Origin of the sequence: Cupriavidus yeoncheonensis, from assembly GCF_905397275.1 — a bacterium.
Classification (GTDB): Bacteria; Pseudomonadota; Gammaproteobacteria; order Burkholderiales; family Burkholderiaceae; genus Cupriavidus; species Cupriavidus yeoncheonensis.
The window spans coordinates 97,920-118,593 of the sequence record NZ_CAJPUY010000016.1; the positions used below are offsets into that span (position 1 = coordinate 97,920).

The following is a 20,674-nucleotide window of genomic DNA, read 5'->3' on the forward strand; positions in this document are numbered from 1 at the left end:
ACGTCCGAGTGAGGAGAGATTCATGAGTACGCAGATCAACGCGGCGGCGCCGCTCGACGACGCCGATGCGCAAGCTGACTTGCGCAAGGCATACCGCAGCTCGGAGTGGCGCATCCTGCCGCTCCTGTTCGGCCTGTGGCTGCTGGCGTGGGTGGACCGGGCGAACGTCGCGTTCGCCAAGCTGCAGATGCTGCCGGACCTGGGCTTCACCGAGACCGCATACGGATTCGGGGCCGGCCTCTTCTTCCTCGGCTACGTGGTGCTGGGCGTGCCCAGTGCGATGGTCCAGCGTCGCGTCGGTGCCCGGCTGACCATCTCGGTGATTGCGCTCGGCTGGGGCGCGACCAGCGTGGCGATGATGTTCGTCAAGTCGACCACCATGTTCTACGCGCTGCGTTTCCTGCTGGGCGCGTTCGAGGCGGGCTTCTATCCCGGCGTGATCCTGTACCTGAATCAGTGGTATCCCACGCAGCGCCGCACGCGCAACTTCAGCATCTTCCATTCGGCGGCGATCTGTTCGACCGTCGCGGTGGGCCTGACAGGTGGCTTCGTGCTTGACCACATGAGCGGCTTGCTCGGCGTCGCGGGCTGGCGCTGGATGTTCCTCGTGCAGGCGGTGCCGACGATGGTGCTGGCCTGGGTCGCCTTTGCCACGCTTCCCGACGGACCCGCGACGGCGCGATGGCTGTCGGAGCGGCAGCGCGGACTGATCCTCGTGGATCTCGCGCGTGATGCAAGACAGTCTGCCGCGCCGGTCGGCAAGCCGGCATCGCTGCTTGCCAATCCGATGACCTGGGTGCTGGGCGCCATCTACTTCGGCATCCTGTCAGCGAACTCGGCGCTCAGCTTCTTTGTGCCAACGATCCTGCACGAAGGTGGCTTCGGTGGCTACAGCGCGATCGGTGGCGTGATCGCGGCGATCTGCCTGCTCGGTGCGATTGGCAATATCGCGTTCTCCACCGCTGCCAGCCGTTTCCGCGACAGCCGGCTGGCCTGTGCGATCGCTTCGGTGATCAGCGTGTCTTGCATTCTCGTGCTGCCCGCCGTCTGGCACGGTGACCGGCCCGCAACCTTCGTCACGCTGGCTCTGGCGCTCGCCGGCACCGGTGCGGGAATCTCGCTGTTCTGGCAGATCCCGATGCGTTACATGGACAAGCAGAGCGCGTCGCTGGGCGTGCCGCTGATCAGCTCGGTGGCCAACGTCGCCGGATTCGTGACGCCATGGCTGATCGGTTATGTGCGCGACCTGTCCGGCACCTACAGCAGCGGCTTCATCACGGCCGCCGGCGTGCAGGGGCTTGCCGCGGCCATCCTCGTCGCCGGCATCCCGCTTGTGCTGAGGTATCACGCCGGCGAAGCGCCACGGTCCAGGCACGCCTGAGACAAGACTACCAAAGCGACAGGAGCGTATCTGCATGGCTGCACTTGATCATATCCGCGTGCTCGACCTGACACGCGTGCTGGCCGGGCCCTGGTGTGCCCAGACCCTCGCCGACTTCGGCGCTGACGTCATCAAGATCGAACGCCCCGGAGCGGGCGATGACACGCGCCACTGGGGCCCGCCATATTTCAGGACGCCGGATGGCACGGCCACGCGCGAGGCCGCCTACTATCTGGCCGCCAACCGCAACAAGCGCTCGGTCACGGTCGATATCGGCACGCCGGAAGGGCAGCGTATCGTGTCCGAGCTGGCGGCTGAGTGCGATGTCGTGATCGAGAACTACAAGGTTGGCCAGTTGAAGAAGTATGGCCTCGACTACGCCTCGCTGAAGGCAATCCGGCCTGACATCATCTATTGCTCGATCACCGGCTTCGGGCAGGATGGCCCCTACGCCGCGCGCGCGGGCTATGACTTCATCGTCCAGGGACTGGGCGGCTTCATGAGCATCACCGGCGAGGCTGATGGCGGCCTCGGTGGCGGACCACAGAAGGCCGGCGTGGCGATCGCGGACCTGATGACCGGCATGTACGCGACCACGGCCGTGCTGACGGCGCTGGCGCATCGCGAGCGGACTGGCGAGGGGCAGTATATCGATATGGCATTGCTCGACGTACAGGTGGCGATGCTTGCAAATGTCGGCGCGAACTTCCTGGCCAGCGGGGAGGTGCCGAGGCGGTGGGGCAACGCGCACGCGAACATCGTGCCGTACCAGTCATTCGAGGCGAGCGATGGCTGGATCATCGTGGCGGTCGGCAACGACGGCCAGTTCCGCAAGTTCGTCCAGATTGGCGAGCGAGAGGAACTGGCGGAGGACGAGCGGTTTGCGACCAACCCCGCGCGCGTGCGGCACCGCGATACGCTGGTTCCGATCCTGGCCGATATGGTTCGCACGCGCACCCGTCATCAGTGGATCGCGCTGCTCGAGGATGCAGGCGTTCCCTGTGGCCCGATCAACGATCTCGCCGAGGTCTTCGACAACGAGCAAGTCGTGGCGCGCGGCATGCGTGTCGAAATCGACCATTCGTTGGGGGGCGCAGTCAGCCTGGTGCGCAACCCGATCCGGATGAGCGCAACGCCGCCCGAGGCGAGGCTGGCGCCGCCGCTGCTGGGCGAACATACCGAACATGTACTGAAGAACCTGCTCGGCTACGACGACAGTGCGCTCGAACGCCTGCGAGCGGCCGCCGTCATCTGATCCTTGTCCGAGAGCCTGAACAACATGACAGATTTCCTGCACTATGCGCAGCGCGGCCACGTGGTCACGCTGACGATGAACGCCCCCGAGCGGCGCAATCCGCTTACCGGCAACACGGCGGTAGACGAGTTCCTGCGAGCCATCGAGCGGATCGAGGCGGATGACAGCGTGCGTGCTGTCATCCTCACCGGAGCCGGCACCGCATTTTCATCGGGAGGGAGCATCCAGGAGATGGAGCGCCAGTCCTCGGGCGAAGTGACCGGCATGGAAATACGGCGAGACTACAGGCGTGGCATCCAGCGCCTGCCGCTGGCACTGTTCAACCTCGAGGTGCCCGTGATCGCTGCCGTGAATGGCCCGGCCGTTGGCGCCGGCCTCGATCTGGCCTGCATGTGCGACATTCGCATCGCGTCGGAGAATGCGCTGTTCGCAGAGAGCTTCGTCAAGCTGGGGATCATTCCTGGTGATGGCGGCGCGTGGTTGCTGCCGCGTATCGTCGGATTGTCCCGCGCCGCGGAGCTGACATTTACGGCTCGCTCGATCGATGCCGGCAAGGCGCTGGAATGGAACCTAGTATCGCAGGTGGTCCCTGCCGGGCAATTGCTAGCCACTGCCAACGAACTGGCCGACGCGGTGGCGGCTAATCCGCCGGAGGCGGTGCGGCTGGCCAAACGCCTGCTGCGCGAAGGCATGCACACCCGGCTCGATACGTTATTGGAGCTATCGGCCAGCTTTCAGGCCATGTCGCACCAGACCGCGGACCATCGTGCCGCGGTGACGGCTTTCCTGCAAAAGCGAATGCCGGTATCTGGCAGCAATTGAACACCTTGCGTCGGTGGGGAGACCCATTCCGGCGCCGTTTGTACAGCCGGACCCTCGTCAAGCCAGTTCAGTGTGCTGGACGAGGGCTAGCTACCGACGCACCGGTGTGTCGGCATTGAAAGCCTCACTGAACGAATCGGAATAAACCTCGGACAGCAAGATTCGCAGCGCCGCAGCGCGCTCGGCACCATAAATCTCTTCGAATCTGTCTTGGGCGCGCCGCCACAGCCGGTTCGATTCGGTCAGTTTTGCGCGTCCTGCCGGCGTCAATTCCACACGACGGCTACGACCGTCTTCGCTGTCACGTGTCTGAATCAGGTAGCCATCGCGTTCAAGGGGCTGGATATTGCGCGCGAGTGCGGAGCGGTCCAGCACCATGGCGTGCGCGAGCTCGGTCATGGTCGGCCGGTCCCCGCGCGAGATGTGGAGCAAGACCGAGCGCTGTGACACGCTCAGGCCGCATGGCGCCAGCATGGCGTCATAGAGCTGGGTAATGCGCCGCGTCGCCTTGCGCAGCGCGGCGCCATTGCAGACCAAAGGGTCGTTCGCGATGGATGACGACATGGTTGGTTCCCCCTTCGTTCCGGTAACGGGTCCGCGTCCTCAGCGGCGCGCCCCCGCCGGATGCGATGCGGAAAGTATAACGCCTTCTTGACGAATGCTGGCATATGCAAGTAAATTGAAATGCGTGCATATGCAAGTAAATGGACGGTGTGACGCAGTGCCGCCAAGGAGCAGGGTATGACCACGAATGCAGCCAACGCCGCGCCACTTCGCGCCGCCAATCCTCGTCTTCGCTCCATGCTGGAGGCGCCGATCGTGCCGACCCTGGCACGTATGAGCTGGTCGAACATGCTCATGATGCTGGCGCAATCGTCCACCGGACTGATCGAGACCTGGTTCCTGGCCAAGCTGGGCACGGATGTGCTGGCAGGCGTGGCCGTTGTGGTGCCGGTGCTGATGCTGATGCAGAACATGTCGCAGGGTGCGATGGGCGGCGGCATATCTTCAGCGGTGGCGCGCGCGCTTGGGGCGGGCGATTCCCGGCTGGTTCCTCAACTTGCGCGACACGCGCTCGCCATCAATCTGTTCATCAGCGTGTGCTTTTCGCTGTTGCTGTGCGTTGGCGCCCGGCCGCTGTTTTCAATGCTCGGCGCGCATGGGGCCGCACTCGACGCTGCCTGTACCTACGGCCGCGTGCTGTTTGCAGCGCTTCCTCTGATGTGGGCCATGAACGCACTGGCGAGCGTGATTCGCGGTACCGGCAATATGTCGATGCCTGGCATGGTGATCTGCGTCGGGGCACTGCTGATGATTCCGTTGTCGCCGTGCCTGATCTTCGGGCTGGGGCCGCTGCCAAAGCTCGGTGTCGCCGGCGGTGCCTGGGCGCTGGTCCTGTATTACGCAGTGGGAACGCTGGTGCTCGGCTGGTACTGCGTGTCGAACCGATGCGCCGCGCGGCTGTCGCCGGGCCCGCTGCACTGGGCGCCGGCGCGCAGCATCCTCGTGGTCGGCGCGCTGGCATGCCTGAATCCGGTCCTGACGAACGCGCTGATCGCGCTGACGACGGCGCAAGTCGGCTACCACGCCGGCACCGCCGCGCTGGCCGGCTACGCCACCGCCGCGCGCCTGGAGTACTTGCTGATTCCGATTGCGTTCGGGCTCGGCGCGCCGATGGTCGCGCTGGTCGGCGCCAATATCGGCGCGGGCCAGTTCGAGCGAGCCCGCGGCATTGCGATCACGGGTGGCTGCATGGCCTTCGCACTGGCGGAGGTGATCGGCTTGGCCGCGGCGATCTGGCCAGAGGCGTGGCTGCGCCTGTTCGGTGCCGACGCCCAGTTGCTGGAAACCGGCTCGCTCTATCTGCGCATCGTCGGGCCCCTGTATGGCTTCTTCGCGCTCGGCTTCTCACTGTATTTCGCTTCCCAGGGTGCCGGTCGCCTCAAGTGGCCGCTGCTCGCCGGGGCAATACGACTGACGCTGTTCGCCGGTGGCGGCGCGCTGGCTCTGGCCATCGGGGCATCGCTGACGCAGTACTTTGCGCTCGGTGCCGTGGCCATGATTCTCTACGGAAGCTGTGTACTGTGGTCGATTGCCCGCGGCGATTGGGCGGCCCGTCGTCAACCACATAAATGAGAGGGAGACCGGGGTCGCGCGAACCCGCAGCACACCTGTTACGCGTGGCCTTGGCCGGGAAGAGCGGGGAGCTGGGCCAGAATCTGCTCGAGATTTTCGGGGCCGGCGACGATGGCACCCAGGAACATGCTGATGGAGAAGTGAATCATGTGGTCGATCCGGACCGGCAGGTCCGAACGCGGCACACGATCGGAGAGGATCAGCGTGGCAAGGCCGTGCTCCATGCTCCAGGCCGCATGGGTGACGAGCGGCAGGGCGCGCTTCTCCCAGCCGCTTTCGAGCGCGACCCGCTCGACCGATGAGGCAAAGAGCTGAAACGATTCCTGGTTCGCCTCGCTGAGCTCGGCATAGGAATCCCGCGCCACCAGCCGCGGGCCGATCATCAGGTCGAACAGGCCCTTATGGCTTTCAGCGAACGCCACGTAGACCTTCATCATCCGGTAAGCCGTGGCCATCACGGTGTCGTTGGATGCCGCGATCTGCTTGCGCAGCGCGGTCAGTTCGCGAAAGCCGTCGGCCGCGATGGCGGCCAGAAGCCCTTCCTTGCCGGTGAAATGGCGCGATGGCGCCGCTTCCGACACGCCGACGGCGCGCGCAAGATAGCGCAGGCTCAGCTCGCGTGCGCCGATTTCCTCAAGCGCACGACGGCCCTCCGCGATCAAGGCGTTACGCAGGTTTCCATGGTGATATGGCGTGGGCTCTGCGGCCGACGGTTTGGAACTCACGATATCGACAGAATCAGGCTGTGGGATAGGGGATTATAGGGTCTGGCGACCCCCAGGCAACCGTACCGCGGATCTGGCGTGCCGTTCCCGGGCAGGTCTCCCGGGGTGCAAGATGCAACACACTGGCGCGTTCCCCGCATCCTCAATTCTCCGCAAATCAGCGAACAACCTGGTTCAAGGCTGTGCGGCCAGCCGTGCCGCATGGCCGAGAACCCTGGCCAGCTTGCCATCCAGCTCACGTCCCACCGCGCCGATTTCCGCATCGCCGAACTGGCCGAACAGCGTGGATGGCTGGTCGAATTCCACGCGCACCGCTCCGGGCCCGGCTTCATAGACCAGCACCGACAGCGGCGCATAGAGTCCCGCGCGGATATCATGACGCGTCATCTGCAAGGCGATGCGCGGGTTCCCCACGTGATAGCGCATGGCGCGACGGGGCGCGCCCGCGAGGTTGAGCAGCGCGCCATGGTTCTGCACCATGAAGATCATCAGTCCCTCTTCGCCTTCCATCTGCGCAAGGCGGGCGTCGGCCATGGCCGGGTCCGTTGCCACCAGCTGCCTCACGGCCGAAGGATCGTAGCGGCCCAGCAATGCCTCCAGGTGTTGCGTGAACGGGCCGAAATCGACTGCGAACTCCAGGCTTGTGTGGATGATCTCGACGGGCTGCGCAGTCGAGGTCCGGATCAGGGTATCGGAGGAAATCATGGCGGCCGGTGGTGCGCTGTGTACGGTGGTGGGGAGTGTTCCAAGCCAGAGCATGAGCGTGACAGGGGCCAGGCGTCCTGGTTTCATGGCACGGATCTCCTACGGCTCGCGAACCGCGTCGGCAAGCGCCCGGCCGAGCATCACCCTGGCCAGCTGCATGCGATAGGCGCCATCGGCAAAGCCGTCCTCGAGCGGCCTCACGTCGGCGAAGGCAGCCTCGACGATGCGGCGGGTCTGCTCCGCGGAGCCCGTGAATCCACCGAGCATGGCTTCCGCCGCATGAGCACGGAAGGCCGAGTCGGCCACGCCTGTCACGCCAATCGCGCCGCCTGTGCAGGCATGGCCGTCGTAGCGCAGCGCCACGGCGGTGGCGGCTACCGCATAGCCCGACGCAGGATGGCGGAATTTCCGGTAGGCCACGCGATCGGGGCCGGGCAAGGGAATGCGGATGCGCGTGAGCAACTCGTCCGGCTGCACCGCCGAGGTCATGACGCCGACAAAGAAGGCGTCGGCGGCAAGCTCCCGCGTTCCGCCGGTGCCAGTGAGCTCCATCCGGGCGTCCAGCGCGAGCATGACCGCGGGCCAGTCCGCGGACGGGTCGGCATTGACGAGGGAGCCGCCGATCGTGCCGCGGTTGCGCACGGTCGGGTCGGCAATGACGCCGGCCGCGAGCGGTATCAACGGCAACAGCGCCGCCAGCTCGGCATGACTGCCGAGTTCGGCGTGCGTGGTCACGGCGCCGATCGCAATGTGGTCCGGATGGAACTCAATGCCCTGCAGTTCCGGCAGCCTGCCGATGTCGATCAGCAGGGGCGTACTGGCCAGGCGCAGCTTCATCAGCGGAATCAGCGAATGGCCGCCGGCCAGCAGCCTGGCTTCGCTGTCGCCGGACAGGAGCTCGAGCGCATGCGCCACGCTGGTGGCGCGGACATAGTCGACAGGGTAGGGGATCATGCGGGACTCCGGGTGGCGGCCTGGATCGCGCGCCAGACTTTCGGCGGCGTCAGCGGCATATCGATATGGACAATGCCGAACGGCTTCAGGGCATCGCAGACGGCGGCGACCACCGCGGGCGGCGCGCCGACGCAGCCGGCCTCGCCGATGCCCTTGGCGCCGAGCGGATTGGTCGGTGAGGGCGAGACATGAAAGGCGGTGCGCATGCGCGGCACCTGCTCGATGCGCGGGAAGCCGTAGTCGAGCAGGGAGCCTGACAGCAGTTGCCCGGCTTCGTCATACCTGGCCTCCTCATAGAGCGCCTGGCCGATGCCCTGGGCGATGCCGCCGTGCATCTGCCCATGGCAAAGCATGGGGTTGATCAGCGTACCGACGTCGTCGACGGCAACGTAGTCGAGGATTTCCACCTCGCCCGTATCGGGGTCCACCTCCACCGCGACCGCGTGGCATCCGTTCGGGGCGCCCATCGCGACCGGTTCGTAGAACACGCGCTCGTCCAGCCCCGCCTCCATCTCGCGCGGCAACCTGGCAGCCACATAGGCCATCCTGGCCACCTCGGCAAACGACGCCGTGGTGCCGGCCTCGGTGGAAAACACGCCGTTGACGTAGCGGACGCCTTCTTCCGGGGTCTCCAGCATGAGCGCGGCGATCTTGCGCGCCTTGTCGAGGATCTTGCCCGCCGCCACAAAGGCGGCGGAGCCACCGACCGGCATCGAGCGCGAATTGAAGGTGCCATGGCCGGCCAGGACACGGTCGGTATCGCCCTGCACCACGTCGATGTCTTCCATCGGCAACTGCAGCGCGTCGCCCACGATCTGGGCGTAGCTGGTGGCGTGGCCATGGCCTTGCGGCATCGACCCGCTGAACAAGGTGACCTTGCCATCGGAATGTACGCGCAGGTGGGCGCTTTCCCAGCCGCCGCGGTCGAAGCCGACCCGGCGCAGCAACTGGGAATTGCCCATGCCGACCAGCTCCAGGTAGCAGATCACGCCGATGCCGATATACCTGCCTTGCTGCCGCAAGGCGGCCTGCCGTTCGCGCCAGCGATCGTAGCCGATCATCTCGGTGGCCTGCGACAGGCACGCTTCATAGTCGCCGCTGTCCCATTTGCCGCGTGCATTGTTATGCGGCTGATAGGGGAACTGGTGCGCCTGCACCAGGTTCAGCCGGCGCAGTGCAACCGGATCGATGTCCAGTTCGCCCGCCACCGCATCCATCATCCGCTCGACGATATAAGCGGCCTCCGGACGGCCTGCGCCGCGATAGGCATCGACCGGTGTGGTGTTGGTCGTTACCAGATCGACCTGTACATCCACGGACCCGATCTGGTAGTTGCCCGTGACGTAGCTGGCGGTGTTGATCGTCGGAATGCCGGTTCCCATATTGGACAGGTAGGCGCCCAGGTTGGCATAGGACCTGAGCTTGATCCCCAGCACCTTGCCGGCATTGGTGACGGCGGCATCCACGTATTCCACATGCGCGCGTCCGTGTGTGGTCGCCACATGGTTCTCGCTGCGGGTTTCGGTCCAGCTGACCGGGCGGCCGAAATGACGGGAGGCAAAGGCCACCAGCACCTCTTCCACATAGAAGTGCATCTTGCAGCCGAAGCCGCCGCCGATATCGGGTGCCACGACCCGGATGCGATGCTCGGGCCAGCCCAGCGTCTCGGCCAGCCACCGGCGGGACATGTGCGGCACCTGGCTTGGCAGGATGAAGGTCAGCCGTTCGTCGGCCGCATCGTAGCTGGCACAGAGCGCGCGCGGTTCAAGCGGGCTGGGAATCAGGCGCTGGTTGACCAGGCGAATCGAGACGACGCGGTCGGCCGCCTTGACGGCTTCCTCGTAGTCGCCACCTTTCAGCCTGAAGATGCCGATCAGGTTGCCGGGCACGTTGCCATGGAGCTGTGGTGCTCCGTCCTTGAGCGCGTCTTCCGCATCCACCACCACCGGCAGTTCGTCGTACTCGACTTGCAGCAGCTCGGCGGCGTCGGCCGCCAGTTCACGCGTTTCGGCCACCACCATGGCGACGGCCTCGCCCGCGTACCGCACGCACTCGGCCGGCAGCGCGGGGTGGGGCGGCACCTTTGAATCGCCGACCACCCAGTTCGGACGGATATCCCCGACCTTGCCCGCGATTTCCGCATGGGTCAGCACGCCCACCACGCCCGGCAATGCCAGCGCGGCGGCCGTGTCGATCTGCCGGATCCGCGCATGCGCAAAAGGCGACCTGACGAAGGCCGCAAACACCATGCCGGGGAACTGGTGATCGTCGGTGAACCGGCCCTGTCCGCTCATCAGGCGCTGGTCCTCGCGCCGCTTGACGGACTTGCCGATGTGACGCGTATCGAGGTCGTGCCGGGCTTCACTCATGGCCGGCCCCCTGTGCCGATTGGACCGATCGCGCCGAGCCCGGGTCCAGCAAGGTCGCGGCCAGCAGCACCGCGTCCACGATGTTCTGGTAGCCGGTGCACCGGCACAGGTTGCCATGCAGCGCCGCTCGCACCTCCTCCTCCGACGGATGCGGCGTGGCGAGCAGCAGCGCCCGCGCGGCCATCAGCATGCCCGGCGTGCAGAAGCCGCACTGCAGGCCATGGCACTCGTTGAAGGCGCGCTTCAGCGCGGTGGTGACGGGGTCCTTCGACATGCCCTCGATCGTGTGCACGCTGCAGCCTTCGGTCTGCACTGCCAGCACGGTGCACGACTTGGCGGTCTTCTCATCGATCAGCACGGTACAGGCGCCGCACTGCGAGGTGTCGCAGCCGATATGCACGCCGGTCAGCCTGAGCGAGTCCCGCAGCAGATGGACGAGAAGCCGCCTGGGCTCTGTCTCTGTCGTGCGCGGAGCGCCGTTGACGGTGTTTTGTAGCTGCATGGGTGCCCCTTGTCTCATTGCCGCTTGTCTCGCTGGAAAGGCCGAAGCGCCTCGGCTCGCCAGTGTTTATGAAATGATGATCGTAATTCTTTAGGGCGAAGCAATATCCTCGGACTGGCTCACCAGTTTTTCGAACCGCGCGAAGAAGTCCGCCAGGAACTTGTTGGCCACGGAGCCGACCAGCCGCGAGCCGACCTGCGCCAGCTTCCCGCCGAGCTGGGCCGTGGCGGCATAGGACAGCGCGGTTCCGCCATCGCGGTCCTCCAGGTGGACGTCGGCGGTCAGCTTGCCGAACCCGGCGATGCCGCCGCTGCCGTTGCCTTCGATGCGATAGCCGAGGTCCTCGCGCAGATCCGAGAAGCGCGCACTGCCTTTGAAGCGTGCCTTGACGGGCCCGATGGCGGCCACGATGACGGCGTCATAACTGCCGTCCGCTGCCTGCTGATAGTGCTCGCAACCAGGCAGGCACTGCTGCAATGTCAGCGGGTCGTTGAGCCGCTGCCATACTTTTTCGCGCGGCGCGCCGATCTGTTGTGACCCTTTGAAATCCACGTTGCCCTCCGCCGGTTCGTCAATGTAATCACTGTTGACATACTAGGAGGCCAGATCTGCATGGTCAAGCGCGGGGCGGGACAATCCAGGGGAGTGCTTTCCCTAGGCAATGCGGCGGGGCATGAAATGACGATCGTCATGTAATATATTGTCCCTATCCCGCAAGATATGCTGCAGCAGGAGTTCGATGATGCGTTACCCACCCGAGCACAAGGAAGCAACCCGCACCAGGATCGTCAAGGCGGCTGCCAGGGCGTTTCGCAAGCACGGGGTCGACGGCATCGGTGTCGCGCAACTGATGAAGGGGGCAAAGCTCACGCATGGCGGCTTCTATGCCCATTTCGAATCGAAGGATGCCCTCGTCGCCGATGCCATCGAAGAGGCCTTTGACCAGACCACGGCGCGGTTGGAAGCCACTTTGTCTGAAGCGCCGCCCGACCAGCGTCGGCGCGCGGTGGTCGATGCCTACATGACGCCGTGGCATCGTGACCATCCGGAATCCGGCTGCGCCATTCCCGCGCTCGGCGCCGATGTGTCTCGCCTCGACGCCGCCACGAGGCGTAGTTTCGAGGCGCGCATTACCTCCCTGATCCAGCTGATTGCCGGGGAGGATAAAGACCCCGCGTCGCGTGCCGCCGCGATCACAGCGCTCGCGGCCATGGTCGGCGGGATGGTGTTGGCCCGCTCGGTTCGTTCGGACGCGCTCTCCCGGGAGATCCTGGAGACAGTGCGGAACCACGCATAGCCATACCATCGGCGGTTGGAAGTTACTTCAAATACGGCTTTGGGCGGAGGACAGCACTGGGGCCGTTGCAACGTGACGAGGACTCTTCATCATGAGCGTTCAATTCCTTGAGGACCTGGCGGCAGGCCAGAAGTACCGTTCCGGCAAGCGTCGCGTCGACGCGGAAGCGATCACGGCTTTCGCCTCCGAATTCGATCCGCAGCCATTCCATCTTGACGACACTGCCGCGCGCGGCTCCATCTTCCGGGGCTTGGCGGCGAGTGGCTGGCACACGGCCGCCACGACCATGCGCCTGATTGTCGAGGGCGAGTTCCGGCCTGCGGGCGGCGTGGTCGGCGCTGGCTGCGAGGAACTGCGCTGGCCGCTGCCGGTGCGCCCCGGCGATGAATTGCATGTGGAAACCGAGGTTCTTGAACTGCGCGCTTCGAAGAGCCGCCCGGACCAGGGCATCGTGAAGGTGCGAAACACGACCTTCAATCAGAAGGACGAGCCCGTGCAGGTCTTTGTGGTCAACCTGATCGTGCAGCGCCGTCCTGGTTCATGACCGTTGCTCGTCGGCGCGCTGCACGCTCGGGAAGCACTGGCTGAGCGATCGGCTCGATGACCGCCTGCAGTGCTGGCGCGGTCATTTTCCCCGGTCCATGGCGTTGCGGTCGGCCTTGCCTGCCTTGCAATAGGAGTTATCGGCCCTTACGCAACTCATGCTGCCGTCGCGCAGGGGATGTCCGGAAGCTTGCAGCGCCGGCCAGTAGCCGGCGGCAATCATTGCCACAAGCAGGATTCGTTTGAAGTGCGTCAGGTTCATGACAGGATCTGCGGAACGGAATGAACGGATCGATCGCGCCTGCGCCGTCCACTGCGCAGGCGCAGCATGGTTCAGTGGGCGTCGGCAGACGGGCCCTTGGGAGCCGCCACCTTCTGCATCAGCGGCACCAGTGGCGTGGCGATGACAAAGCACACCAGGATCACCAGGAACGCATCGGCATAGGTCAGCGTGCGCGCCTCGCGCAAAGCCAGCATCCAGAGCTGCCTGAGTGCCAGGGTGCCGGCATCGATGGCATCGCTGCCTATCATCGGATTGGCGGTGACGCCTTGCAGGAAGGCACTCATCTGCTCATTGCGGATATTCAGATGTTCGGCCAGCCGCAGGAAATGCAGGTTGGTGCGATCGTTGAGAATGGTTGCGCAAGCCGCAATCCCGATGGCGCCGCCCAGGTTGCGCATGAGATTGAACAGACCGGAGGCGAGCTTCAGCCTTGCGGGCGGCAATCCGCCCAGTGTCAGCGTGACGGTCGGCGCTACCGCAAACTGCTGCGCCATGCCGCGCAACGCCTGAGGCAGCAGGAGTTCGGCGCTGCCCCAATCGTGCGTGATGGGTGCGAAGTTCCACATCGAGAGCGCGAACAGGGCCAGCCCGAACATCAGAAGCCAGCGCAGGTCCACCCGATTTGCCAGGAATGCGTAGAACGGGATGGACAACACCTGGAAGAGGCCGGTCGAGAAGATCGCCAGGCCGATCTGCAGCGCGCTCAGGCCGCGTACCTGCCCGAGAAAGAGGGGTGTCAGGTAGATCGTGGCAAAGATGCCGATGCCGATGACGAAGGAGAAGAAGCAGCCGAGCGCGAAGTTGATGTCCTTGAGCGCGCGCAGGTCCACGACCGGGTTGGCAAAGGTCAGCGAGCGCCACAGGAAGCCGATGCCGGAAATGCCGGAAATCCACGCCGTGAGAAGGATGGTGTCATCGCCCAGCCAGTCCCAGCGCGGTCCTTCTTCCAGTGTGTACTCGAGGCAGCCGAGGAAGAGCGACATCAGCACGATGCCGAGGTAGTCCGCACCGCGCAACAGCGACCAGTCCGGCTCGTCGATCTTCACCAGCATCGGTACGGCGACCGCCACGAAGATGCCGGGAACAAGGTTGATGAAGAACAGCCAGTGCCACGAGAAATTGTCGGTAATCCAGCCGCCGATGGTCGGGCCGAGTGTCGGCGCGAGCGAGGCCAGCGCGCCGATGATGGCAGCGGCCGCCACGCGCTGGCGACCGTTGAAGAACACGAACACCGTGGTAAAGACCAGCGGGATCATGGACCCGCCCAGAAAGCCCTGCGCGGCCCGGAACGCGATCATGCTCTGGATATTCCACGCCACGCCGCAAAGCAGGCTGGCGGCAGTGAAGCCCGCGGCGGACGCCGCAAACAGCCAGCGCGTCGACATGACCCTTGCCAGCCAGCCCGACAAGGGGATGATGATGATCTCGGCAATCAGGTAGGCGGTCTGTACCCAGACCGTTTCATCGGTCCCGGCCGACAGGCCGCCACCGATGTCGCGCAGCGAGGCGGAGACGATCTGGATATCGAGCAGCGCAATGAACATGCCGACGCACATGGTGGCGAAGGCGAATACCTTGGCCGACATCGGCAGGTCGCCAGGTGCCGATGCGGCATGAGGCGCGGGCGTGACTGCAGCGGGTGCGGTGGCGGTGGCGGGGCTAGTGCTCATGATTTCACCCGGCGATCGCATGCGTGTCGACTTCCGCTTCGACCGAGAGGCCCGGCCGCAGCACGCCCAGTCTGGCGTCGGCTTCATCGAGCACGATCCGCACCGGCACGCGCTGGACAATCTTGGTGAAGTTGCCGGTGGCGTTCTCGGGCGGCAGCACGCTGAACTGGGCGCCGGTAGCGGGCGACAGGCTCTCGATGCGGCCATGGAAGACCTTGCCCGGCAGAACGTCGGCCACGACGGTCGCCCGCATGCCCGGCTTCATGTGCGCAAGCTGCCCCTCCTTGAAGTTGGCATCGACCCACAGGCCCCTGGCCGGCACCACCGACAGGAGCTGGCCGCCGTTGGCGACATAGGCGCCGACACGGGCCCGGCGGTTGCCGATGGTGCCGTCGACCGGTGCGCGCAGTTCGGTGTAGGAGAGATTGAGGCGGGCCATGTCGCGCTCGGCAATGGCCTGGGCCAGCGCCGCCTGCGCCTGCTGCTTCTGCGTGGCGATCACGTCAAGCTGGCGCTGCGCTGCCACCACGCCGGCCTTTGCCTTTTCGCCGTTGGCGAGCGACTGCTTGTAGTCGGCGTCGGCCTTCTGTGAACTCTGGATCGACACGGCCGACTTGGCCACGAGGCTTGCGTACCGGGCCTGGTCGTCGTGTGCTCGGACTGTGTCGGCATTCACCGCCGTCACCACGGCCTTCGCCTCAGCGATCATGGCCTGCTGGAGATTCTGTCGCGCATCGAGGTTGGCCAGCAGCGCCTGCTCGGCCGCCACCGCGCCCTCGGCCTTGGCCAGGGCGGCACGGTAGTCGCGGTCATCGATGCGGGCCAGCAGGTCGCCAGCATGAACCTGCTGGTTGTCCGTGACGGCCACCTCGGCGATATAGCCATTCACCTTCGCTGCAATCAGGGTGACATCGCCGCCGACATAGGCGTCATCGGTGGTCTGGACAAACCGTGCATCGGCCCACCAGTGGTAGCCGTAAGCAAGGGCGGCAAGCGCGGCAATGGCGGCGCCGCCACGCACGAGCAACTGTTTCTTGTTCACCTTCGGCTTGTTCGTGGTCGACGGCTCGGATGCAGCGCGCTCGGCGGTCGCGGTGTTAGTCATGGAAGCTCTCCTTGGTCAAAGCGTGCCCGCCACGGAAGGGGCGGGTTCAGATTGCGGAAATTCGGTTGGCGCGCCGGCCGTGTTCCCGAGCCGGGCGCGAAGCCCGTCGCTCGCGGCCGGCCCCGGCGCGATGTAGTGGTCTTCGATCGTGATCGGGTCACCGGTGGCGGCATCGACCAGGATGGGCTGCACCACGCGTCCGCTCTTGCGGTCCACCAGTTGCACGGCTGCGCCCTCGGACGCCAGGTGCCGGTTGCCCCACGCCATCAGCGCCAGCAGCACCGGGCGGAACTCGCGGCCCGCTTCGGTCAGGACATATTCGGAGCGAGGCGGGTGCTCGCTGTATGGCCGGCGCGCGAGCAGGCCATCCTGCACCAGCGCGTTCAGGCGCCGCGTCAGGATGTTGGGCGCGATGCCGAGCCGCTTCTGGAATTCATCAAAGCGAGTCACGCCATAGAAGGCCTCGCGCATGATCAGGACCGTCCAGGAGTCACCCACGCGTTCGACACCGCGGGCCATTGGACAGGGCACTTCGTTAAGTGGCGTTCGATGCATGAGAGAGGTTCCTCAAAAAGTAGTTGCTATCACGATGAAAGTTAGTCTAGAGTAGTAACTATCATCATGCAAGTAAATTCTCTCACCGCCCTGTATCGAAAGGAACCGCCATGGAAAAAGGACCCTTGCTTCTCTCCCGCGCCAGCGCCACGGCCCGCCGTGCCGCTTCTTTTGCCTTAGCCGGACTCGTCGCGGCGAGCCTGGCGGCTTGCGCCGTGGGTCCGGACTACCACACCCCGGATAGCCCCATGCCGGACCACTTTGTCCATGCGGCGGCGGTGGAGGCACTGAATGCGTCGCGCGAGCCGGTTGCGCTGGATACGTGGTGGAACGGCTTCAAGGACCCGGCCCTGACGAAGATCGTGCAGCGCGCGCTGGAGCAGAACCTCGACCTGGCAGCGTCGGTCGCACGTGTCGAACAGGCGCGTGCCGCCGCCAGCTTCGCCGGCGCCCAGTTGCTGCCGCAGGGCAGCCTCGGGGGCAGCGTTAGCAGGCAGCGCCAGTCCGTGGAAGGCGCGCAGGGCCGCGTGGGCAGCGCCTTGCCCGGCTATGAGCGGAACACCACGACGTATGCGGTCGGCGCAGGCGCGAGCTGGGAGATCGACATCGCCGGTGGCCTCAGGCGCGGCGCCGAGGCGGCGGATGCGGAATTGCAGGCTGCAGAGGCCAGCCACATCGGGGTGCGCATCCTGGTCGCGGCGGAGGCTGCGGACGCCTATTTCCGTGTGCGTGGCGCGCAGGCAAGGATTGCCATCGCGCGACAGCAGGAGGAGACCAACCGCAAGCTGCTGGAGCTGGTCCGCTATCGCCTCGCAGAAGGCATCGGCGCCGAGCGGGAGCAGGCGCAGGCCGAGGCGCAACTCGCCCAGACGCGCGTGACCATTCCTCCGCTCCAGATCGAACTCGATACCCAGCTCAACCGGCTCGATGTGCTGATGGGCGCGCAGCCCGGCACTTATGCGGCCGAGCTCGGCAAGCCGGCCGACGGGGGCGTTGTGCCCCGCATCGCCCTGGCCGAAGGCCCTGCGAACCTGCTGCAACGCCGCCCGGACGTCATTGCGGCCGAACGGCGTCTGGCCGCATCGAATGCCAGGATCGGCGTGGCAACGGCGGAGTACTACCCTAAGCTTTCGCTCTCGGCGCTGCTCGGATTCGAGAGCCTGTCCGCCGGCAAGCTGTTTACCGCGGCGGCCTTCCAGCCAGCGGCCGCCGCAGGCCTGCGTTGGCGGCTCTTTGACTTTGGCCGGGTGGACGCCGAGGTCGCGCAGGCGAAGGGGGCAAATGCCGAAGCGCTGGCCAATTACCGCAAGTCCATGCTGCGCGCCACCGAAGACGTGGAAAACGCCCTGATTTCACTGACGCAACTGGAACAGCAGAGCCGCGAGCTCGACAAGGAAATCGATGCGCAGCAGCGCGCCCGCAACGCCTCGGAAGATGCCTACAAGGGCGGGGCGGTGAGCCTGTATGAAGTCCTCGAGCAGGACCGCCAGCTGCTGGCCGCGCGTGATGAGCGCGCTCGCGTGCAGGCCGACAATGCCCGTGCCGCGGTGTCGGCATTCCGTTCGCTGGGCGGCGGATGGTCTTGATCCGGGCCGCCCGGGCGCGTGTTCCTGCAGCCCTCACACGCGATACCCGTAGAGTGTGCCGCCGGCTTCGCGCGCATTGTCCAGCGGGTCGCCAGCGAGTTCGCTGCGGGCATTGCCGTCTGGCTGAACTGTGCCGACAGTTGGCCGTGCCGCGTGGTCATTGACCGTAGCCAGGGCAAGGTTGGCGGCAGCGGCGAAAGCGGCGACTGTCATCGCCCGCATCAGCATGCGTGTGTGGATCATCTGAAATCCCCTATGTGGGTGGGAAGCTTGGAGAACGCCAGATTCATGAGCAGTTGGCCTGCGGCTGCACGAATACATTCAGGCGCCGGCCGACGTCCTCAGGTCATGCGATCAGTTGAGCGTGCGGGCCCAATGCCCTGGTGCCTAACGGTCCCAGCGGGTCCGCAGAAATCCAGCCAGACTGATGGCCGCTGCCACGGCAATGCCGACGGCCACCAGTACGAAGGCAGTGTGCAGGCTCGCGTAGCCTTGCAGGACCAGCGCCATGGCGGCCAGCGCAAATACGCAGCGCACCACGCTTGCGGTCATCGGCCAGCGCATGCGCTGTGCCCCCTGACCTGCAAAGTAGAGCTCGAAAATCACGCCGATCACCGCATAGAAGGGCGCCACCACATGCAGGTATTGGGCGCCGACCGCCATCACTGCGCTATCGCTGGTAAACATGCCCAGCCAGAGTTGCGGGAAGAGCGAGACAAGCAGTCCGCCCAGGCCGACCACGCCGGCAACAAACAGTACGTTCACGATCGCCACGCACCGGGCACGCGCCACGTTGCCTGCGCCCAGGTTCGTGCCCACCAGCGTGATCGCGGCGGTTCCGAAGCCGAACATCACCGGCACCAGCAGCATCTCGAGGCGCGAGGCAATGCCGTAGCCGGCGATGGCGGCGACGCTCACGGCACCGGCCGCAGCGGTCAGCGCATTGACCGACGTGGCCGACATGACGGCGTTGATCGACGACAGCAAGCCGACGCCGAGGATCGCACTGAAATGCTTGCGCTGCAGCGGATAGCGCCGCAGTCGCAGCGTTGACGAGGGCAAACGCATGTAGACGACCACCACGCCCAGCGCGGCGATATTGCACAGCACCTGGGCGACGCCGGCGCCCGCCACACCCATGCGCGGCGCACCCAGCCAGCCGTTGATCAGCAGCGGTGACAGCATCAGGCCGGCAACCGCGCCGCCCAGTATGATCAGCGCCGGCACCTTGACGTTGCCGGCTCCGCGCAGCGCCGACTGCAACAGCAGGAGTATCCAGAACGGGATCGCGCCTCCGAACAGGATGTTGGAGTAGAGCACCGCCTGGTCCAGCGATGGTCCGCTGCCGCCAAGGCTGCGGTACAGCGCCGGGCCGGCCAACAGCACCACCAGCGCGGACAGTCCGCCTGCCACGGCGCCGATGACCACCGCATGCCAGGCCAGGCTTTCCGCCTCGTCCTGGCGGCGGGCGCCGGTGGCGCGGGCGATGACCGACGACACGGCGCCGCCGATGCCGGCACTCGCGATCGTGGTCATCATCACCATGACGGGAACCACCAGGGATACGGCGGCGATCGCCCCCAGGCCCAGTGAGCTGACGAAATAGGTCTCGGCGACGCTGACCAGGGTTGTCACGAACAGCACTGCGACCGTCGGCAAGGCAAGGCGGATCAGATTTGACAACAACGGACCGTGGAGCAGTCTGTTGACCGGCAGGTTGTCAGGAGGCGCAGAAGGCTTGTCGGCCGGACTGGCAAGCGTAGCGGACATGATTTTTTTCCAGGCTAGGAAGAAGAGACCGCCCGACGATGGCCGGGCGAAGACAGATCGTCGGATGCGTGGGCCTCAATCAGGCGGCCATCGCGGGCCGTGTGAATTCCGCGGCGTGCGCCTGCACGAACTCGCGCATGCTCATCGGCACCCGGCCCGCCAGCCGCGTGAAGTCGTCCGTCATGCGGTCGTAGCGGCCCTGCTGGTGCAGGTGCGCCATCGCGGCGAAGTGCGCCAGCACGTGAGCCGGAAAGCCAGCCTCGCGCAGCTTGCCGATCCAGGCGTCGACCGGCACATCGCGGTAGGTGATCGTGCGCCCGAGCGCCTCGGAGAAGACCTTCGCGAAGTGCGTCAGGTCGGCCGACTCGTGGCCCGTGAGGTTGTAGGCGCGACCGATGTGAGGCGCCGGATCGTCCAGCACCAAGGCGACAGCGAATGCGACGTCCAACGCGGAGATCGGCGCGGTATGGCCGCTGCCGAGCGGCAGCACGAGCGCATCGCTGTCGCGCACGCCCGCTGCGGCGAGCACCTGGAAGAAGCCCTCCAGGAATACCGTCGGCCGTATCGTGACGACCGGCAGGCCGGACCATGAGAGCGCCTGCTCGGCGAGCCAGTGCAGTTTGTGCTGGGGACTGTCGGTGGTCTCGGTGATGCTCATCTGCGTGACCGTCATCTGCGACATGTTCACGATGGCCTCGACGCCATGGTGGCGGGCGACGGCGGCGATGTTGACGGTGGCCTCGAGATAGGCCGCGGAAACCGACATGCCGAAGTAGATGCGCTTGCAGCCCTCGACGGCGCGATGCACCGAGGCAAGGTCGGTCAGGTCACCCACGACCACCTCGGCGCCGAGGCGGCGCAGGCCTTCCGCGCGCGCATCCTCCCGTCGCACCATGGCGCGCACCTTGTGGCCCTGGGCCAGCAGCATCTCGGTGACGCTGCGGCCGATGGCGCCGACCGTGCCGGCGGCGCCGGTCACGAGGATAGGGGAGTCGTGTTCTGAACGGGTGGTCATA

The 20,674-nt window shown here is 65.7% G+C and carries 21 protein-coding genes; 7 read left to right on the plus strand and 14 right to left on the minus strand.

Annotated features, from left to right (window positions below; translation table 11 throughout):
• Positions 1-22 precede the first annotated feature (22 nt).
• Genes KHO22_RS21520 through KHO22_RS21530 form a run of 3 tightly spaced genes read left to right on the plus strand, consistent with a single transcriptional unit; the run spans position 23 to position 3,458 of the window.
• A complete protein-coding gene (locus KHO22_RS21520) occupies positions 23-1,381 on the plus strand; it encodes an MFS transporter (protein WP_211949198.1) in 1,359 nt (452 codons plus the stop codon).
• A gap of 34 nt (positions 1,382-1,415) precedes the next feature.
• Entirely contained in the window at positions 1,416-2,636 is a 1,221-nt protein-coding gene (locus KHO22_RS21525; RefSeq protein ID WP_211949199.1) for a CaiB/BaiF CoA transferase family protein, read from the plus strand.
• A 24-nt stretch (positions 2,637-2,660) separates the two neighbouring features.
• Complete coding sequence (locus KHO22_RS21530) at positions 2,661-3,458, plus strand: crotonase/enoyl-CoA hydratase family protein (RefSeq protein WP_211949200.1); 798 nt, start codon at positions 2,661-2,663, stop codon at positions 3,456-3,458.
• A 90-nt stretch (positions 3,459-3,548) separates the two neighbouring features.
• Here KHO22_RS21530 and KHO22_RS21535 read toward each other — a convergent pair whose 3' ends face one another.
• Positions 3,549-4,022, minus strand: a complete 474-nt coding sequence (locus tag KHO22_RS21535; RefSeq protein WP_211949201.1) for a MarR family winged helix-turn-helix transcriptional regulator — start codon at positions 4,020-4,022, stop codon at positions 3,549-3,551.
• Between the two features lie 177 nt (positions 4,023-4,199).
• Between KHO22_RS21535 and KHO22_RS21540 the strand changes: the two genes are divergently transcribed.
• Positions 4,200-5,594: an MATE family efflux transporter gene (locus tag KHO22_RS21540; RefSeq protein WP_211949202.1), complete on the plus strand. Its 1,395-nt coding sequence runs from the start codon at positions 4,200-4,202 to the stop codon at positions 5,592-5,594.
• A 38-nt stretch (positions 5,595-5,632) separates the two neighbouring features.
• Here the strand turns inward: KHO22_RS21540 and KHO22_RS21545 are convergent, their stop codons facing one another.
• From KHO22_RS21545 to KHO22_RS21570, 6 genes are all read right to left on the minus strand, one after another.
• Positions 5,633-6,256 (minus strand): TetR/AcrR family transcriptional regulator, encoded by a 624-nt coding sequence (locus KHO22_RS21545; RefSeq protein ID WP_230426955.1) that lies wholly within the window; start codon positions 6,254-6,256, stop codon positions 5,633-5,635.
• A gap of 237 nt (positions 6,257-6,493) precedes the next feature.
• Positions 6,494-7,111, minus strand: coding sequence for a DUF302 domain-containing protein (locus tag KHO22_RS21550; RefSeq protein WP_211949204.1), 618 nt, complete (start codon positions 7,109-7,111; stop codon positions 6,494-6,496).
• A gap of 12 nt (positions 7,112-7,123) precedes the next feature.
• Positions 7,124-7,978, minus strand: a complete 855-nt coding sequence (locus KHO22_RS21555; protein ID WP_211949205.1) for an FAD binding domain-containing protein — start codon at positions 7,976-7,978, stop codon at positions 7,124-7,126.
• The gene (locus KHO22_RS21560; protein ID WP_211949206.1) at positions 7,975-10,347 is read right to left on the minus strand and encodes a xanthine dehydrogenase family protein molybdopterin-binding subunit; all 2,373 of its coding nucleotides are present in this window, start codon (positions 10,345-10,347) and stop codon (positions 7,975-7,977) included. Before KHO22_RS21560 ends, KHO22_RS21555 begins: the two co-directional genes overlap by 4 nt.
• On the minus strand, positions 10,340-10,849 hold the full coding sequence (locus tag KHO22_RS21565) for a (2Fe-2S)-binding protein (RefSeq protein WP_211949207.1): 510 nt from the start codon (positions 10,847-10,849) through the stop codon (positions 10,340-10,342). The genes KHO22_RS21560 and KHO22_RS21565 overlap by 8 nt, the downstream gene beginning before the upstream one ends.
• Positions 10,850-10,939: 90 nt before the next feature.
• Positions 10,940-11,401: an SRPBCC family protein gene (locus tag KHO22_RS21570; protein ID WP_211949208.1), complete on the minus strand. Its 462-nt coding sequence runs from the start codon at positions 11,399-11,401 to the stop codon at positions 10,940-10,942.
• A gap of 187 nt (positions 11,402-11,588) precedes the next feature.
• On the opposite strand from KHO22_RS21570, the gene KHO22_RS21575 reads away from it, so the two are divergent.
• A complete protein-coding gene (locus KHO22_RS21575) occupies positions 11,589-12,146 on the plus strand; it encodes a TetR/AcrR family transcriptional regulator (protein ID WP_230426956.1) in 558 nt (185 codons plus the stop codon).
• 91 nt (positions 12,147-12,237) lie between these two features.
• A complete protein-coding gene (locus tag KHO22_RS21580) occupies positions 12,238-12,690 on the plus strand; it encodes a MaoC family dehydratase (RefSeq protein ID WP_211949209.1) in 453 nt (150 codons plus the stop codon).
• Positions 12,691-12,771: 81 nt separating this feature from the next.
• Here the strand turns inward: KHO22_RS21580 and KHO22_RS21585 are convergent, their stop codons facing one another.
• The 4 genes from KHO22_RS21585 to KHO22_RS21600 all read right to left on the minus strand — a co-directional run bounded on the left by KHO22_RS21585 (position 12,772) and on the right by KHO22_RS21600 (position 16,302).
• Positions 12,772-12,951, minus strand: coding sequence for a hypothetical protein (locus KHO22_RS21585; protein WP_211949210.1), 180 nt, complete (start codon positions 12,949-12,951; stop codon positions 12,772-12,774).
• A gap of 71 nt (positions 12,952-13,022) precedes the next feature.
• Entirely contained in the window at positions 13,023-14,558 is a 1,536-nt protein-coding gene (locus KHO22_RS21590; protein ID WP_230426958.1) for a DHA2 family efflux MFS transporter permease subunit, read from the minus strand.
• A gap of 88 nt (positions 14,559-14,646) precedes the next feature.
• Positions 14,647-15,747: an HlyD family secretion protein gene (locus KHO22_RS21595; protein ID WP_211949212.1), complete on the minus strand. Its 1,101-nt coding sequence runs from the start codon at positions 15,745-15,747 to the stop codon at positions 14,647-14,649.
• A 15-nt stretch (positions 15,748-15,762) separates the two neighbouring features.
• Entirely contained in the window at positions 15,763-16,302 is a 540-nt protein-coding gene (locus KHO22_RS21600) for a winged helix-turn-helix transcriptional regulator (protein WP_211949213.1), read from the minus strand.
• A gap of 110 nt (positions 16,303-16,412) precedes the next feature.
• Between KHO22_RS21600 and KHO22_RS21605 the strand changes: the two genes are divergently transcribed.
• Positions 16,413-17,888 carry an efflux transporter outer membrane subunit gene (locus KHO22_RS21605; protein ID WP_211949214.1) on the plus strand — a complete coding sequence of 492 codons (1,476 nt, stop codon included), beginning with the start codon at positions 16,413-16,415 and terminating at the stop codon, positions 17,886-17,888.
• A gap of 33 nt (positions 17,889-17,921) precedes the next feature.
• Here KHO22_RS21605 and KHO22_RS21610 read toward each other — a convergent pair whose 3' ends face one another.
• From KHO22_RS21610 to KHO22_RS21620, 3 genes are all read right to left on the minus strand, one after another.
• Entirely contained in the window at positions 17,922-18,131 is a 210-nt protein-coding gene (locus KHO22_RS21610; protein ID WP_211949215.1) for a hypothetical protein, read from the minus strand.
• A gap of 144 nt (positions 18,132-18,275) precedes the next feature.
• A complete protein-coding gene (locus KHO22_RS21615; protein ID WP_211949216.1) occupies positions 18,276-19,658 on the minus strand; it encodes an MATE family efflux transporter in 1,383 nt (460 codons plus the stop codon).
• 79 nt (positions 19,659-19,737) lie between these two features.
• Positions 19,738-20,673: an NmrA family NAD(P)-binding protein gene (locus KHO22_RS21620; RefSeq protein WP_211949217.1), complete on the minus strand. Its 936-nt coding sequence runs from the start codon at positions 20,671-20,673 to the stop codon at positions 19,738-19,740.
• Position 20,674: the final 1 nt, after the last annotated feature.

Excerpts from the sequence above, each read along its gene's own strand:
- KHO22_RS21525 (WP_211949199.1), top strand. The coding sequence starts at position 1,416 with ATGGCTGCACTTGATCATATCCGCGTGCTCGACCTGACACGCGTGCTG.
- KHO22_RS21565 (WP_211949207.1), bottom strand. The coding sequence starts at position 10,849 with ATGCAGCTACAAAACACCGTCAACGGCGCTCCGCGCACGACAGAGACA.
- KHO22_RS21560 (WP_211949206.1), bottom strand. The coding sequence starts at position 10,347 with ATGAGTGAAGCCCGGCACGACCTCGATACGCGTCACATCGGCAAGTCC.
- KHO22_RS21535 (WP_211949201.1), bottom strand. The coding sequence starts at position 4,022 with ATGTCGTCATCCATCGCGAACGACCCTTTGGTCTGCAATGGCGCCGCG.
- KHO22_RS21575 (WP_230426956.1), top strand. The coding sequence starts at position 11,589 with ATGATGCGTTACCCACCCGAGCACAAGGAAGCAACCCGCACCAGGATC.
- KHO22_RS21530 (WP_211949200.1), top strand. The coding sequence starts at position 2,661 with ATGACAGATTTCCTGCACTATGCGCAGCGCGGCCACGTGGTCACGCTG.
- KHO22_RS21615 (WP_211949216.1), bottom strand. The coding sequence starts at position 19,658 with ATGTCCGCTACGCTTGCCAGTCCGGCCGACAAGCCTTCTGCGCCTCCT.
- KHO22_RS21550 (WP_211949204.1), bottom strand. The coding sequence starts at position 7,111 with ATGAAACCAGGACGCCTGGCCCCTGTCACGCTCATGCTCTGGCTTGGA.
- KHO22_RS21555 (WP_211949205.1), bottom strand. The coding sequence starts at position 7,978 with ATGATCCCCTACCCTGTCGACTATGTCCGCGCCACCAGCGTGGCGCAT.
- KHO22_RS21585 (WP_211949210.1), bottom strand. The coding sequence starts at position 12,951 with ATGAACCTGACGCACTTCAAACGAATCCTGCTTGTGGCAATGATTGCC.
- KHO22_RS21580 (WP_211949209.1), top strand. The coding sequence starts at position 12,238 with ATGAGCGTTCAATTCCTTGAGGACCTGGCGGCAGGCCAGAAGTACCGT.
- KHO22_RS21610 (WP_211949215.1), bottom strand. The coding sequence starts at position 18,131 with ATGATCCACACACGCATGCTGATGCGGGCGATGACAGTCGCCGCTTTC.
- KHO22_RS21540 (WP_211949202.1), top strand. The coding sequence starts at position 4,200 with ATGACCACGAATGCAGCCAACGCCGCGCCACTTCGCGCCGCCAATCCT.
- KHO22_RS21605 (WP_211949214.1), top strand. The coding sequence starts at position 16,413 with ATGGAAAAAGGACCCTTGCTTCTCTCCCGCGCCAGCGCCACGGCCCGC.
- KHO22_RS21620 (WP_211949217.1), bottom strand. The coding sequence starts at position 20,673 with ATGACCACCCGTTCAGAACACGACTCCCCTATCCTCGTGACCGGCGCC.
- KHO22_RS21590 (WP_230426958.1), bottom strand. The coding sequence starts at position 14,558 with ATGTCGGCCAAGGTATTCGCCTTCGCCACCATGTGCGTCGGCATGTTC.
- KHO22_RS21595 (WP_211949212.1), bottom strand. The coding sequence starts at position 15,747 with ATGACTAACACCGCGACCGCCGAGCGCGCTGCATCCGAGCCGTCGACC.
- KHO22_RS21600 (WP_211949213.1), bottom strand. The coding sequence starts at position 16,302 with ATGCATCGAACGCCACTTAACGAAGTGCCCTGTCCAATGGCCCGCGGT.
- KHO22_RS21520 (WP_211949198.1), top strand. The coding sequence starts at position 23 with ATGAGTACGCAGATCAACGCGGCGGCGCCGCTCGACGACGCCGATGCG.